General features: G+C 68.5%; 15 protein-coding genes. 7 read left to right on the top strand and 8 right to left on the bottom strand.

The features are described 5' to 3' along the window. The first annotated feature begins 24 nt into the window (after nucleotides 1–24). From dinB to NL126_RS17065, 4 genes are read left to right on the top strand one after another with little or no spacing between them, the layout of a single operon-like run. The gene (dinB, locus tag NL126_RS17080) at nucleotides 25–1,257 is read left to right on the top strand and encodes a DNA polymerase IV (protein ID WP_255196092.1); all 1,233 of its coding nucleotides are present in this window, start codon (nucleotides 25–27) and stop codon (nucleotides 1,255–1,257) included. Nucleotides 1,258–1,298: 41 nt separating this feature from the next. After that, nucleotides 1,299–1,712 (top strand): DUF7979 domain-containing protein, encoded by a 414-nt coding sequence (locus NL126_RS17075; protein ID WP_255196091.1) that lies wholly within the window; start codon nucleotides 1,299–1,301, stop codon nucleotides 1,710–1,712. A 53-nt stretch (nucleotides 1,713–1,765) separates the two neighbouring features. Continuing rightward, nucleotides 1,766–2,056 (top strand): hypothetical protein, encoded by a 291-nt coding sequence (locus NL126_RS17070; RefSeq protein ID WP_255196090.1) that lies wholly within the window; start codon nucleotides 1,766–1,768, stop codon nucleotides 2,054–2,056. Between the two features lie 54 nt (nucleotides 2,057–2,110). Then, complete coding sequence (locus NL126_RS17065) at nucleotides 2,111–3,934, top strand: ATP-binding protein (protein WP_255196089.1); 1,824 nt, start codon at nucleotides 2,111–2,113, stop codon at nucleotides 3,932–3,934. On the opposite strand, the gene tpiA is transcribed toward NL126_RS17065, so the two are convergent. Next, nucleotides 3,931–4,575 carry a triose-phosphate isomerase gene (tpiA, locus tag NL126_RS17060; RefSeq protein ID WP_255196088.1) on the bottom strand — a complete coding sequence of 215 codons (645 nt, stop codon included), beginning with the start codon at nucleotides 4,573–4,575 and terminating at the stop codon, nucleotides 3,931–3,933. The genes NL126_RS17065 and tpiA overlap by 4 nt on opposite strands. Before the next feature lie 88 nt (nucleotides 4,576–4,663). On the opposite strand from tpiA, the gene NL126_RS17055 reads away from it, so the two are divergent. Continuing rightward, a complete protein-coding gene (locus NL126_RS17055; protein WP_255196087.1) occupies nucleotides 4,664–4,840 on the top strand; it encodes a hypothetical protein in 177 nt (58 codons plus the stop codon). Here the strand turns inward: NL126_RS17055 and NL126_RS17050 are convergent. The 6 genes from NL126_RS17050 to hisC form a co-directional block, all read right to left on the bottom strand. Next, nucleotides 4,833–5,009 carry a DUF7511 domain-containing protein gene (locus NL126_RS17050; RefSeq protein ID WP_255196086.1) on the bottom strand — a complete coding sequence of 59 codons (177 nt, stop codon included), beginning with the start codon at nucleotides 5,007–5,009 and terminating at the stop codon, nucleotides 4,833–4,835. The genes NL126_RS17055 and NL126_RS17050 overlap by 8 nt on opposite strands. A 64-nt stretch (nucleotides 5,010–5,073) precedes the next feature. Beyond that, entirely contained in the window at nucleotides 5,074–5,811 is a 738-nt protein-coding gene (locus NL126_RS17045) for an MBL fold metallo-hydrolase (RefSeq protein WP_255196085.1), read from the bottom strand. 42 nt (nucleotides 5,812–5,853) lie between these two features. Beyond that, a complete protein-coding gene (locus NL126_RS17040; protein ID WP_255196084.1) occupies nucleotides 5,854–6,384 on the bottom strand; it encodes a multiprotein bridging factor aMBF1 in 531 nt (176 codons plus the stop codon). Nucleotides 6,385–6,593: 209 nt separating this feature from the next. Beyond that, the gene (locus tag NL126_RS17035) at nucleotides 6,594–7,205 is read right to left on the bottom strand and encodes a CDP-alcohol phosphatidyltransferase family protein (RefSeq protein WP_255196083.1); all 612 of its coding nucleotides are present in this window, start codon (nucleotides 7,203–7,205) and stop codon (nucleotides 6,594–6,596) included. Beyond that, nucleotides 7,202–7,708: an adenylate kinase family protein gene (locus tag NL126_RS17030; protein ID WP_255196082.1), complete on the bottom strand. Its 507-nt coding sequence runs from the start codon at nucleotides 7,706–7,708 to the stop codon at nucleotides 7,202–7,204. Before NL126_RS17030 ends, NL126_RS17035 begins: the two co-directional genes overlap by 4 nt. Next, entirely contained in the window at nucleotides 7,705–8,772 is a 1,068-nt protein-coding gene (gene hisC / locus NL126_RS17025) for a histidinol-phosphate transaminase (RefSeq protein WP_255196081.1), read from the bottom strand. The genes NL126_RS17030 and hisC overlap by 4 nt, the downstream gene beginning before the upstream one ends. Before the next feature lie 100 nt (nucleotides 8,773–8,872). Here hisC and NL126_RS17020 point away from each other — a divergent pair, with 100 nt between their 5' ends. Together NL126_RS17020 and fdhF are read left to right on the top strand one after the other, a co-directional pair. Beyond that, entirely contained in the window at nucleotides 8,873–10,360 is a 1,488-nt protein-coding gene (locus NL126_RS17020; protein ID WP_255196080.1) for an NADH-ubiquinone oxidoreductase-F iron-sulfur binding region domain-containing protein, read from the top strand. Continuing rightward, the gene (fdhF, locus tag NL126_RS17015) at nucleotides 10,357–13,491 is read left to right on the top strand and encodes a formate dehydrogenase subunit alpha (RefSeq protein ID WP_255196079.1); all 3,135 of its coding nucleotides are present in this window, start codon (nucleotides 10,357–10,359) and stop codon (nucleotides 13,489–13,491) included. The genes NL126_RS17020 and fdhF overlap by 4 nt, the downstream gene beginning before the upstream one ends. On the opposite strand, the gene yqeC is transcribed toward fdhF, so the two are convergent. After that, complete coding sequence (gene yqeC, locus NL126_RS17010) at nucleotides 13,488–14,189, bottom strand: selenium cofactor biosynthesis protein YqeC (RefSeq protein WP_255196078.1); 702 nt, start codon at nucleotides 14,187–14,189, stop codon at nucleotides 13,488–13,490. The genes fdhF and yqeC overlap by 4 nt on opposite strands. Nucleotides 14,190–14,198: the final 9 nt, after the last annotated feature.

Here is a 14,198-nt window from a genome sequence, read left to right as displayed (position 1 = left end):
GACGACGCGCTCACAACGTCGGGTATGGACGGGCCGCTCTCGACGGGTCGCCCCGACGACGAGCGCGTGGTCTGTCACGTCGACATGGACTGTTTCTACGCTGCCTGTGAGCGATTGCGCGAGCCCGCGCTCGTGGGCGAACCCGTCGTCGTCGGGATGGGGTACGAGCCCGGTGACACCATCGGGGCCGTCGCGACTGCCTCCTACGAGGCACGCGAGTTCGGCGTCGAGAGTGCGATGCCCATCTCGAAGGCGCTGTCGGCGCTCCCCCGAAAGGTCGACGCGGCCCGCGACGACGACCTCGACGTGGCCGAAGCGGGGTTCTACCGCCCCGTCGACATGGCCTACTACAAATCGGTGAGTCGGGAGGTGAAGGATGTCCTCCACGCGATGGTCGAGGGCCGCGGGCCCGACGGCGACGACGGGGTGGTCCGCGAGGTATCCATCGACGAGGCGTACCTCGACGTCACGGGCGTCTGCTGGGACGGCGCCGTGGCGTTCGCCCGCGACCTCAAAACCCGCATCGAGGCCGAGGTGGGAGTCGCCGCCAGCGTCGGCGTCGCCCCGAACATGAGCGCGGCGAAGGTCGCCTCGGACTACGACAAACCCGACGGCCTCGTGGTGGTCCGCCCCGACGAGGTCCGCGAGTTCCTCGCGCCCCTCCCGGTCGACGAACTCCATGGGGTCGGCCCCGTGACCGCGGACGCGCTCGCGGAGCGAGAGATCGAGACGGCCGGCGACCTCGCGGCGGCCGACCCGGCCGACCTCGAATCGCGGTTCGGCTCCAGGGGTCGGGAGATTCACGAGCACGCGCGCGGCCGCGACCGCCGCGAGGTGGAGCCCGTCGGCCGGGCGAAGTCCATCTCCTCGGAGTCCGCCGTGCCGCCGACGCGCGACACCGAGGAGAAGCGCGACATCGTCCGCTCGCTCGCTGCCGAGGTCGCCGAACGCGCCCGCTCGAAGGGTGCGCTCTACAAGACCATCGGGGTGAAGGTCGTCACGCCGCCGTTCGACGTCAACACCCGCGCGACGTCGCTGTCGGGCCCGGTCGACGACCCGGCCCTCGTCGAGTCGGTCGCGCTCGACCTCCTCCGGGAGTTCGACGACGCCAGGGTCAGAAAACTCGGCGTCAGGGTGTCGAACCTCGACTTCTCCGACGCCGACCAGGCGTCGCTGACCGGCTGGGACGACCGGGAGACGGATGCCGTGGACGAGGAGCGACGGCGCCGTGGTCAGACCACGTTAGAGGATTTCTGACACACGTAACGCACTTGTTTGCGGCACCGCATGAGCCGCGTATGTCCCTGATAAGCCGTTCGACCCTCCACTTCGTCGGCGTGTTCCTCGGGATGTGCGTCGTCATGGCCGGGACGATGGGCTTCCTCGCGTTCCACGACACCGACTGGAACTACAACTACGATCACAACGAAGGAGATACCTACCCGCGCACGGCGGGCACCGTCGAGTACTACGAGCAGCTGTCGCCCGAGAAGCAGCGAATCGTCGACCGGGCGATGGCCGGCGAACGGTTCACTTTCGAGACCGAGGAACCGGTGCCACCCGCCGTCGTCAAGCGGAACGGCTCGTACCACATCTTCAACCGTTTCACGTCGTTCGACTTCTTCGACCCTGGGACGGGAGTTCCCGCGCTCCTCTCGCTGGGCGGCGTCGCGCTCGTGGCGGTTTCGGCGCGCGCGGACCTCCGGCACTAGTCGGGTGGGACACTGACCGCAGCGGCTTTCAACGGGCGCGTTCGAGACGAGGTGTGAACAAACTCGCGCCCCTCGGTGACGATCGCTGGCAGCTCGCCCCCCACGCGCACGTCATCGTCCACGAGACCGAGGACGGTGGCGAGTTCCTGACCATCTACGACTGTGGTGCCGCCCAGAAACCGCCGAGCGCCCAGCTCATCGGGAACCTCGTGCGGGTCGACGCCGCCCACGAACTCCTCCGGCAGCCGACCGGCTACATCGCGAAGCTCCGGGAGGACGCGATGCTCGTCCGACAGGACGACGACCACTTCGTCATCCGCGCTCACGAACCGGAGGGCGTGTGACGGCCGTCTGACGCGGATTTATCGGGTCCGCGACGGTTCCTCCTCCCAAGCGAAATGGGAGACGAACGAATCACCGTTGGGGAAGTCAGCGCCGGAGAGGAGGCCGGCGCGGAGGTGCAGTTGCCGATCGTCGACGTGCTCACAGGCCGTGGGTTCATCACCGGGAAGTCCGGCTCGGGCAAGTCGAACACGGCCTCGGTCGTCGCGGAGAAACTGCTCGATGCGGGCTACGGCCTCTTGGCCGTCGACATCGACGGCGAGTACTACGGCCTCAAAGAGGAGTACGAGATACTCCACGTCGGCGGCGACGAGGAGTGCGACCTGCAGGTGTCCGTCGAGCACGCCGAGAAGCTGGCGAGCCTGGCGCTCGAACAGGGGGTGCCCATCATCCTCGACGTGTCGTCGTTCATCGACGAACGGGACGCCAACGAACTGCTGAAGGAGGTCGCCAAGCAGCTGTTCGCGAAGGAGAAGAAACTGAAACAGCCGTTCCTCATGCTCGTCGAGGAGTGTCACGAGTACATCCCCGAGGGTGCGGGGATGGACGAGTGCGGGCGGATGCTCGTGAAGATCGGTAAACGCGGCCGCAAACACGGGCTCGGCATCGTCGGCATCAGCCAGCGGCCGGCCGACGTGAAGAAGGACTTCATCACGCAGTGTGACTGGCTCGTCTGGCACCGGCTGACCTGGTCGAACGACACGAAGGTCGCCGGCCGCATCCTGGGCTCCGGCTACTCGAACAAGGTTGAAGAGCTCGGAGACGGCGAGTGTTTCCTGATGAGCGACTGGGACGAGTCGATGCGACAGGTGCAGATGGAGCGCAAGCGGACGTTCGACGCGGGCGCCACACCCGGACTCGACGACTTCGAGCGTCCGGAGCTCAAGTCGGTCTCCTCGGACCTGATGTCCGAACTGGAGACCATCACCGAGAACGAACAGCAGCGCGAGTCGCGCGTCCAGCAGCTCGAACTCGAACTCAAGGACAAAGAGGAGCGCATCAAGGAGCTGGAGGACGAGCTTGAGGAGGCACGCGACCTCTCGAAGATGGCCGAGCAGTTCTCGCGAGCGATGATGGAGCACGCGACGGGCCGCGCGTTCCGAACCGATATCACCGGCTATCAGGCCGAACTCGACGAAGTCCTCTCGCCGCATGATGCCTCGCCCGACAGCGACCGCTCGGCGCTCGAAGCCGACGAGTACGACGCCCACGCGACCGGTGCGCCCCGTGCCGAAGACTACGGTGCCTCGCGGATGGCCGAGATGATTGGGGGTGAGCGACCCGACGGTTCGAGAGCTTCGGTGGGTGAGCATAACGAGTCCAACGGGAGGGCCGAGGCGACCGCCACCGACGGCTCAGGTCTCGAGACCGACGCTGCCAGCGATGGGGATGTCGAACCGTCGTTCGGCGACGACGCGGGTGGTAGGGCCGCTGACGGAGCCGACGAGAACTGGGACGGCGCGTTCAACCCGCCGGAACGCGATGGGCCGGACGTCTCCGTGAGCGAAGCCGTCCCGAACAGCCAGCGGCCGGTCGTCACCGACCTCAAGTCGACCATCGAGTCGCTCGACCCGGTCACCCGCGGGATGCTCGCGCACTACCACGAGTACGGGCCGGCCTCGCCGATCGACGCGCACGTCGTTGCCGGGGGGGACGCCACCCGCACCGAAGCGTACCGACGGAACGGCATCCTTCGTGAAGCGGACCTCATCGAGCACGCCGGGCGCGGCGGCTACACCACGCGCATCCGTGACATCGTCGACGAGTCACACGACGGCCGACTCGACGAGGAGAACGTGCAGGCGACCGTCGCGGCCATCGAAGAACTGCTTCCACCCGCACGAGCGCCCGAGACGGTCGAAGACTGGCCCGACGCTTAGAGCCCGCTGACGAGGTCTTCGAGCGCGGCACGCGGGTCGTCGGCCTTCGCGACGCCCGAAGCCAGTAGCACTCCCGTGGACCCGAGGTCACGAGCGGCCAGCACGTCGTCGCCCGTCGAGATGCCCGCGCCACAGTAGACGCCCACGCTGTCGTCGACGCTCGCAGCGGCGGCGACCGCGTCCTCGACGATATCGGGGTCGGCCTGCGAGACCGGGGTTCCAGTCCCGATGAGTTCCGGCGGCTCGACCGCCACGGCGTCGGGGCCGAGCGCGGTCACGGCGGCAATCTGCTCTGGGTTGTTCGCGCAGGCGACCGTCTCCAGGTCGGCGCGCTCGGCTGCCCGCAGTGCGGCGTCGATGTCCGCGAGTTTCAGGCGACGCTCGGAGTGGTTGAGCAGCGTGCCGGTCGCGCCGGCCTCCGCGGCGGCCTCTGCGAGCGTCGACCCGGTGTGGCTACCGTGTTCGACGGGCGAGACGTGCTGGGCGAACGTCTCGACGCCCGTCTCCGCGACGGCTGCGAGCTGTGCGGCCTGCGGTGCGACGGCCACCCGGACGCCCGAGTCGTCGGCCACGTCGGCGGCGGCCGAGGCGACCGCGACGGCGTCGCAGGGGTACGCCTTCAGATTGACGAGAACGAACATATCGAGTCCGGCGCACGCCAGGGCAAATAGCTGTTCGTTTTCGAGAGCGGGGCGAAGGGGGTTTGCCCACGCGGGCCACACACCCGGTATGGAGGGCAGTCGCGTCGCGGTCGTCATCGACGGCGAGCGTCACGAGGGAACGGTCGTGGAGGCGTCGTACACGGTGAAGGGTGGCGACCCGGTACTGGGCGTGGAACTCGACGATGCGCTGTCGGATGGGCGGTCACGGCACTTGGTGCCGCTCTCCGACGCCGAGGTTATCTGACCGAGTCCAGTTCGACGAAGTCGTCGGCGTCGGCAGTGACCCACGACCCCATGAGGGTTACGTCGTCGGCCTCGGAGGGGTGGATGGTCAACTGGTCCGGGCCGTCGGTGTAGCGGACCAGCGTCGCAGTCAGGCCCTCGGGTGCGGTGGATGGGTGGCTCCCTTCCATTGTCGACTAGTTAGGATGCTTAAATATAATCCCTGCTATGACGGCTCACGAGAGATACCAGGTTCTATCGAGCGACTTCGCCGTCGGCAGGGACTGTCACCCGGTCGCTCAGCCCCTCCTGTTCGAGATACGCTGTCAGCTCCTCGCGGCTCAACAGGCAGTGGTTGATGGCGTCCATGTGGACGGCGACGACGTGCGCCTCGGTGGCGCGCGCGAACGCGGCGACCTCTTCTTTGGTCATCGTGATGGGGTCGCCTTCGAGGAACTGGGCGGCGCCGGCGTTGACGATTGCCACGTCCGGGCCGTAGGCGTCGAGCGTCGCGTCGATCTCGTCGTACCAGACCGTGTCGCCGGCGACGTACACCCGTTCGGTGCCGTCGTCGAAGACGAACCCCGAAACCGGGCCCATCGCCTCGACGAGGTCGCCGTGGCCGTGGCGCGCGGGCGTCCGTGTGATGGTGACGCCGTCGAAGGTGACGGCTTCGTCGACGACGCGGACGTCGTCGAACGTCTCGGCGAGCGCCTGCTCGTCCTCTGGCTGGCAGAACACCGGTATCGAGGTCGGAAACACCTCCTTCGCGAGCTGGTCGAGGTGGTCGTCGTGCAGGTGCGTGACGACGATGGCGTCGAACACCTGCGTATCGAACGACGGGAGGTCGACCAGCGGGTTCGGCTGCTGGTTCGGCGAGTTCTCGATGGGGTCCATCTCCCCCGGCGCGGCGAGCATCGGGTCGACCACGAGCCGCGCCGAACCGAAGTCGAGGTCGAGCGTCGCGTGACGAACCAGTCGCACTGATACCATGGTGGGATATGGCGCGCGACGGACAAAAACTAGGGCAGTCGGTCAGTCCTTCCGTTTGACCACGTCGCCGAGCGTGTACGTGCCGGTCGACGAGTCGCTGGAGTAGTCCCCGTCGTCGTCGGTAGCGGCGCCTTCGGTGAGCGAGATACCGAGTGCCTTCTCGAGTTTCCGCTGGACGCTGTCGGTCGGGAGCGTGTCCCCGCGTTCGAGCTTCCGGATGAGACTCGCCTTCTCGTTCAGTTGGTTGGCGAGGTCCTCCTGGGAGAGCCCTTCCTGCTCGCGGGCGGTGCGGATTCGGTCGTCGTAGTCCTGTGCGACCTCGTCCATCTCGTCGAACATGTCCCGCTTGCGGCGGGTGGAGCCCCCCGACGAGGAGGACGCCCCCGACGAACTCGACGACGAGCTCCCGGACGACGAGGAGGTCGAGTACTTCGTCGACGACGACGAGGACGATTGCTGGCGAACCTCCGTCCCGAAGTCGGCGCAGTCGTCACAGACCTCCAGCTCTGCCCCTTCGATCTTCACCGTCTTGGGTCCGGCAACCTCCTTGCCGCACATCTCGCACTGGACCATACTCGGGGTTGGCCAGCGCCGCGTATAAAACGCACGACGGCTAGCAAAGGTCGATTGGGTCACCGGCTGTAATTCTGCCACGACTGCCAACACCTCGAAAGTCCCACCCGCATCGACTGACTGACTCAGCGTCGTGGGTGGGACTGAAAGGGGCCGGGGGCTTTCGAGGTGTTTCTGAAGGTCGTCCGGTCCTCCTTACCAGAGTCGAATCATTCACCGAGCGCCTGCATCGAGTAGTAGAACCGCTGGAGCGCAGTGAAGTGCCCAACCACGGCGAAGAAGACGAGCAGGAGTGCGACGAGCGAGAGCCCTTCGGCAGAGACCGTCGTGAACGCCGCGATCGCCGTGACGACGCCGATGATGGCGAGACGGTCGGCGCGGCCGACGAGCCCGCCGTAGACGCGGTCGAGGCCGACGGCTTGCGCCTGCGTCCCGAGATACGAGGTCATGAGGACGCCCGTGACCGCCGCGAGGCCGAGGGCGTAGCGTTCGACGCCCGCAGCGAGCCCCGCGATGACGACGATGTCGGCGTAGCGGTCGAGTACGTGGTCGAGTAGGTCGCCGGCTTTCGAGGCCGTCTCCGTCCGGCGGGCGACCATCCCGTCGAGCACGTCGAGCACCCCGTTGAAGAACACGAGGACGGCACCCAGCAGATACAGCAGTCCGCCGGGGACCGCGAGGTAGTAGCTGACGGCCGCGGCTGCCGCGAGCCCGAAGGCGAGCACAGAGATGGCGTTCGGCGTCAGGCCGATTCGAACGGCGACGGTGACGACGGGGTCCAGGGCACGGTCCGCGAGAGAGCGGTACTGGTCGAGCGTCATAGGTACTCGAGGAAGTCGACGGTGCCTGCACTCGGTTCGCGGTCGCCTTCGATGACGGACTCGATGTCCGTGGCCACCGCCTCGGGCGAGCGGTCGGTCGTGTCGATCTCGTACACCGCATCGAGCCCGTGGCGCTCCACGGCCTCAGAGAGCACGACGTCGAGCGCCTCCGCGTCGGCGTTCTCGCGAGCCTTCTCGGGGGCCTCGCCACGGTCGCGGAGCCGCTGTTCCAGGTCGTCGGGACGACAGCGCAGCACGACCACCATGTCGGCAGGGAAGTGGTGGGCGAGGTGCGACTCCACGAGCACGTCGTCGCGGTCGTCGAGCCACGCGCCGAGCGCGTCCATGTCGGCCACGAGCGAGCCGCGGTCGGGGTCGGTCCCCGTCGCGAACGCCTCGTCGCGGATGACGTCGTTCAGGTGGAGCACGTCGAGGTCCGTCGTCACGAGGTCGGTGGCGGTCGTCTTGCCCGTGCCGGGGGTGCCAGTGACTGTGACCCTCATAGCGCGTCGTTCACGACCTCCACCGCGCGTTCGGTCATCTCGGGGGTGCCACAGGTGATGCGGATGCACTCGGGCAGGCCGAACGACGAGGTGTCGCGGACGATAACGCCCTCGCGCTTCGCGGCCTCGAACACCTGCGTGCCGTCGCCGACCTCACAGAGCACGAAGTTCCCCTGGGACTCCCACGTCGGGCAGTCGAGGTGCTCGTAGAGGTACTCGCGGGACGCACGGACGCCCTCGACCGTGTTCTGGACGTGGTCCTGGTCACCGAGCGCAGCGAGCCCAGCACGGCAGGCGAGTTCGCTCGCGGCGAACGGCGTGTTGACCCGCGCGTAGGCGTCGGCCCACTCGCTCGGCGTGATGGCGTAGCCGAGCCGACAGCCCGCGAGCCCGTACGCCTTCGAGAAGGTCCGGAGCACGGCCACGTCGTCGCGCTCGCGGACGAGTTGGACGGCGGAGGGTGTCTCGGAGAACTCGCCGTACGCCTCGTCGACGAGCACCAGCGTCTCCTCGTCGGTGGCGTCAGCGAGCGCGTCGACCTCCGAGCGCGGCATCTCCGTCCCGGCGGGGTTGTGCGGCGAGGTGACGTAGACGATGCGCTCGCCGTCGTAGTGGTTCATGACGCCCGCTGCCGTCTGTTCGAAGTCGTCTGCTTTCCGAATCGGGTACTCGTTGACCCGGCCGTGGTGGTACCGGGCGGACATCGCGTAGTAGGCGAAGCCGGGGTCGGAGACGAGCACCTCGTCGCCGGGGTCGAGCATCGCCCGCGCCAGGTAGTCGAGCGCGCCGTCGCCGCCGTTGGCGAGCCACACCTGCTCTGCCGCGACGTCCCACGTTTCGGCGAGCGCGTCGACGAGGTCCGCGTGCGCGGTCTTCGGGTAGCTGTGGACCTGCGCTGCGGTCTCGCGGAGCGCGACGACCGCCTCGGGCGACGGCCCCCACGCGTTCTCGTTCGAGGAGAGCTTGACGAGGTTCTCGGGCGCCATCCCGAGTTCCCGCGCGACCTCCTCGATACCCCGCCCCGCCTGATACGGCGTGTGCGCGGAGAGGTCCCGTGGTTGCATGGCCGAACCGAGCGCCCGACCGGCCTTAAGCGTGCTCACACGTCGGCACGCACTCGCGCACCGGCCCCCTTTTTCACCGGGCCCACCGTCACGTCAGAGTATGACACACCACGCGACCCTCCGGACGACGGTCGCTCCCTCCACCGACACCCCGGCGGTCCCCCCGAGCCACGACGCGGTCGACGTTCGGGTCGTCGGCTCGGCCGGTCTCACCCATCTCGAACCGCTTGCGTTCGCGACGCTCGACGGGCGGACCGCGATTCACACGAACGTCACCACCGAGGCCCTCGACAGCCTCTGCGACCGGCTCGAAGCGGGAACCCTCCCGACTGACGGCGCGCACGCGACGGTCGCCCACGACCCCACGGAGCCACCACAGCCGAGCGGCGGGCCCCTGTCGGCCGGCACCCGCCGCGTGCTCGCGCGCTGTGGTTGGGCGGACCCGACGGACCCAAGCCCCCTCGACGGTGGTCTCCACACCAACGGTGCGCGTGTCGTCGAGGCCGTTCGCGATGCCGGACTTCGTCCCAGGGGCCGCGGGGATGCTGCACACGCAGTCGGGCCCGAACGGACCGTTGCCGAGGAGTGGGATGCTGCACGGGAGACACCCGGCGACCCAGTCGTCATCGTCAACGCGACCGAGAGCGATCCAGGCATCGACGGGGACCGACTCCTTCTCGAAGCCGACCCAGCGACGGTCCTCGATGGAGCACTCGTCGCTGCGGGTGCGGTCGGTGCCGACGAGATCGTCGTGGCGGTCTCCGAGGCTGACGAGCTGGCCCGAGCACGCACCGAGGCGCTCGTCGCCGCGGCCACGGAACGCGACCTTGTCGAGACCTCGCTGGAGGTCGTCACCGCGCCCGACGCGTTCCTGGTCACGGAGCCGACCATGATGCTCGAATCGCTGGAGGGTGCGGACAGAATCGAGGCCCGACGTCGACCCCCCGGTCCCGCCGAGTACGGGCTGTTCGGCCGGCCGACCGTGATCCACACACCACGGACGCTGGCGCAGGTTGCCGTGCTCGGACGTGCGGGCACAGTCGGCGCGCCCAGCGACCCCGGCACCCGACTCATGACCGTGACGCACGGCGAGAAACGAGCCACGGTCGAGATCCCGACCGACGCACCGCTGCGGGATGCCCTCAGAGGGGTGGGCTCGCCGTGGTTCAAGATGGCCTGCGTCGGCGGCCAGTTCGGTGGGCTGACCCGCACGCTCGCGACACCCGCGAACGCCGACGCGATGCACGGTGCGCGCCTCGGCACCGAGGGCGCGATCGAACTGCTCGACGACGGCCGGTGTGCCGTCGCACTCGCGGGTCGCCGCGCGAAGTTCGCCCGCGAGGAGAACTGCGGTCGGTGTGTCCCCTGTCGCGAGGGGTCGAAACAGCTCCACGAACTCCTGCGCGACGTCTACGACGGGGAGTTCGACGACGGCGACGTCCGCGAGCTCGCGCGGACCGTCCGCGACACCTCGCTGTGCGGGTTCGGCACGGCCGCTGCCCGACCCGTGCTGACGGCACTCGACGAGTTCGGCCCGGAGTTCGCAGCCCACGCCAACGGCCGCTGTCCCGCGGGTGAGTGCCGATGAGTTCGGACCCCCTCCCTCGCGTGCCGTCGGTCGAGGACCCGCGCCACGAGACACCCCTCACAGAGGACTTCGAGACCGGGACCGCGAACGACCCGCCGCTCGCGGTCGGTGACGAGCCCGTGACGCTCACCGTCGACGGCGAGACGGTGACGGTCGACCCGGGGGCGACGCTGTTCGACGCGGTGAAAGCCGTCGGCGCGGACGGGGACGTGCCGGCGCTCTGTTCGTACGACCGCGACAGCGAGGCGTCAGACCTCATCGGCCCGCGGTCGACCTGCCGGACCTGCACGGTCGAGGCCGACGGTGACCTCGTGGCGTCGTGTTCGCACCCGGCGCGCGAGGGTGACGAGATACGGACGGACGCCGCAGCGGCACAGGAAGCCCGGGACGTGAACCTCGACCTCGTGCTCGCGAACCACAACCTCCGGTGTACGACCTGCGGACAGAACGGTCGGTGTGAGCTACAGGACACGGCCATCGAGAGCGGGGTCGAACACCCGCGCTACGGTGTCTTCGACGACCGCGACGCGTACGAACCGCTCGACGACTCCTCGCCGAACATCCAGATCGACCGCAACAAGTGCATCCTCTGTAACCGCTGTGTCGACGCCTGCAACGACGTGCAGGTCGAAGGCGTCCTGCGCATCGAAGGGAGCGGCGAGGACACGCGCATCGGCTTCCAGAACGGCGCCGAGGGGATGGCCGACTCGACGTGCGTCTCCTGTGGGCACTGCGCGACGGTCTGTCCGACCGGGTCGCTCGTCGAGCAGGGGATGACCGAGATGACGACGCTCCCGCTCCCGGGGTTCAACCAGAAGAACTCGGTGGGGAAGACCATCCCACGGAAGCAGTCGGAGCCCGACTCCGAACCCGAACCGGGCGTCGCCGGGTTCATGCAGCGGGCCAAACGGCAGGCACGCGAGGCCGCCGAAGACGCCTTCGTGATGGGCGAGCACGCCGCCGAGGCCGTCGCGAAGCACACGCTCTCGGAGGGACGACTGTTCGACATCGCCAAACTGACCGCCAAGGGGCGGATGCGGGGCGTCGACGTGACCGAGACGACCTGTGGCTACTGTGCGGTGGGCTGTCGGTTCGACGTCTACGCCACCGACGACGAGGTGCGGGGGGTGCGAGCCACGGACCCCGACGGTGCACCGGCCAACGACTTCTCGACGTGCGTGAAGGGGAAGTTCGGCTACGAGTTCGTCGGGAGCGACGACCGGCTCACGACGCCGCTCGTGAAGGAGGACGGCGAGTTCCGCGAGGCGTCGTGGGAGGAGGCGCTCGACCGCGTCGCCGACGGCCTCCAGCGCGTCCAGCGCGAGCACGGTACGGACTCGGTCGCCTGTTTCGCCTCCTCGAAGTGCACGAACGAGGAGAACTATCTGATGCAGAAGTTCGCCCGCGCGGTGCTCGGGACGAAGAACATCGACAACTGCGCGCGGCTCTGTCACTCCTCGACGGTGGCGGCGCTGCTCCAGACCGTCGGCTACGGCGCGATGTCGAACTCGATTCGGGACGTGGCCGGCGCGGACGCCTACCTCATCTCGGGCTCGAACACGACCGAGAGCCACCCTGTGCTCGCCACCCGAATCAAACAGAACGTCCGCGATGGCGCCGAGCTGGTCGTCTTCGAGCCCCGAAAGATCGGTATCGCCGAGCACGCCGACCAGTACGTTCGCACGAACCCCGGCTACGACATCGCGTGGCTGAACGGCCTCACCCGGTACGTCATCGAACACGACCTGTACGACGCCGAGTTCGTCGAAGAGCACGTCCACGACTTCGACGAACTGCGCGAGAAGGTCGCGGCGTTCACCCCCGAGGAGGTCGAGCGGCTGGCCGGCGTCTCGCCCGAGGACCTCCAGCGGGCGGCGGAGACCCTCGCCGCCGCCGAGAACGTCGTGTTCGGGTGGGCGATGGGTCTCACGCAGCACAGCCACGGCACCGGGAACGTGCTCGCGATGGCGAACCTCGCGCTCGTGCTCGGGCAGGTCGGCAAGCCCAACGCCGGGCTCTCGCCGTTCCGCGGCCACAACAACGTCCAGGGTGGCGGCGGTGACATGGGGACGCTCCCGAACAAGCTGCCGGGCTACCGCGACCCCACCGACCCGGACGTGCTCGACGAGTTCGAAGCCGAGTGGGGCGTCCGCCCCCCGGACGAAGTCGGGCTGAAGGTGACCGAGGTGTTCGAGGAGGCGCACGAAGGGAACGTCCGTGGGATGTACGTGATGGGTGAGAACCCCGCGCTCTCTGAGCCGGACATCTCGCACGCCGAGGAGGCCCTCGAGAAACTGGAGTTCCTCGTCGTGCAAGACCTCTTCCTGACGGAGACGGCCGAACACGCCGACGTGATTCTGCCGGCGTCGTCGTTCGCCGAGAAGGACGGCACCTTCACCAACACCGAGCGGCGCGTCCAGCGCGTCCGGCAGGCGATGTCGCCACCCGGGAAGGCCCGACAGGACCTCGACATCCTGCAGTCCGTTGCGAACCGGCTCGGCGCGGACTGGGACTACCAGGACTCGGCGAGCGTCATGGACGAAATCAGTCGGGTCGCGCCCATCTACGGCGGTATCTCGCACGAGCGACTCGACCGCGACGGGGGACTGCAGTGGCCCTGCCGGGACGCCGACGACCCCGGGACCCGCTACCTGTACGACGACGGGTTCAACTTCCCCGACGGGAAGGCGCGGTTCGTTCCCGCGGACATGGGCCGCCCCGGGGAACTCCCCGACGAGACGTACCCCCTGACGCTCACGACCGGGCGGGTGATGTACCACTTCCACACCGGGACGCTCACCCGGCGCGCCGAGGGGCTGCTCCACCACGTCCCGGAGGCGTTCGTCGAGATCCATCCCGGGACCGCGAGTGCGCTCGGCGTCACCGACGGCCAGCAGGTCAAGGTCAGCTCGGCACGGGGACACATCGAGGTACGGGCACAGGTCACCGGCCGCGTCGGTGAGGGCGTCGTGTTCATCCCGATGCACTTCGCCGACGGTGCCGTGAACACGCTCACGCAGGACGACGCGACGGACCCCACCGCAGGTATCCCCGAGTACAAGGTGTCGAGCGTGCGCATCGAGCCACTCGACACCGATGGAGAGGCGCACCCGGCCGCGAGCGACGACTAGACGACGGCGACGATCTCGGGGACGTTCATCCGGGCGACGACGACGTAGCGAACGTCCGCCCGTTCGTGAATCCGTCCGGCTATCTCGCGAGCCGTGGCTTCGAGGTCCGGGTCGTCGGCCATGTTGACGAGCGGAACCACGTCCGCGCGCTCTGGGACGTCCTTCAGCCCACCGTCGGGGCTCGCGAGGACCTCGGCGACGTGGGCCACCTCGATGGTGTCGCCGGGGGCGAGCCCCGTGACCGCGGCGACACGTTCCGGCCGGTGGACGAACTCGGGGTCGAGCGGCTTCCCGACCGCCTGCACGCTCGCGACCGGGACGACCGTATCGACGCGGGACGGAATCCGGGGTTCGTGGTCGTCGGGAGCCTTCAGTAGCCGCGTGCGCGCGCCGTCGGCTTTGACGAGTACGGAGCCGTCGTGGGCGCCGATGACCTCGTCGACGGCTTCGGGAGCGTACCCCCGCAAGCGGTCGCCCTCGTCCGCGGCGGCGAGCCCGAGCGGGAAGGGACCGCCGAGTGTATCGAGGGGCGCGTCCGTCACGACGCCGTGAACAGAGTCGCGGAACGGCGGAATCCGAACCGTGGTGGTGAGGACGGCGCGGTCCCACGCGGTTGCGAGTGCGTACAGCGAGGTCTTCTTCCCGCCCGCGCCGACGAACGCGAGCGCCCGCCCAGGGAAGGCAGCGTGGAGGTCCATACAGGCGCT

This window comes from Halorarius litoreus (assembly GCF_024362405.1).
GTDB classification, from domain to species: domain Archaea; phylum Halobacteriota; class Halobacteria; order Halobacteriales; family Haloarculaceae; genus Halorarius; species Halorarius litoreus.
The sequence above is the reverse complement of the archived record's forward strand: the minus strand, read 5'-3'. Positions and strand labels throughout refer to the sequence as shown.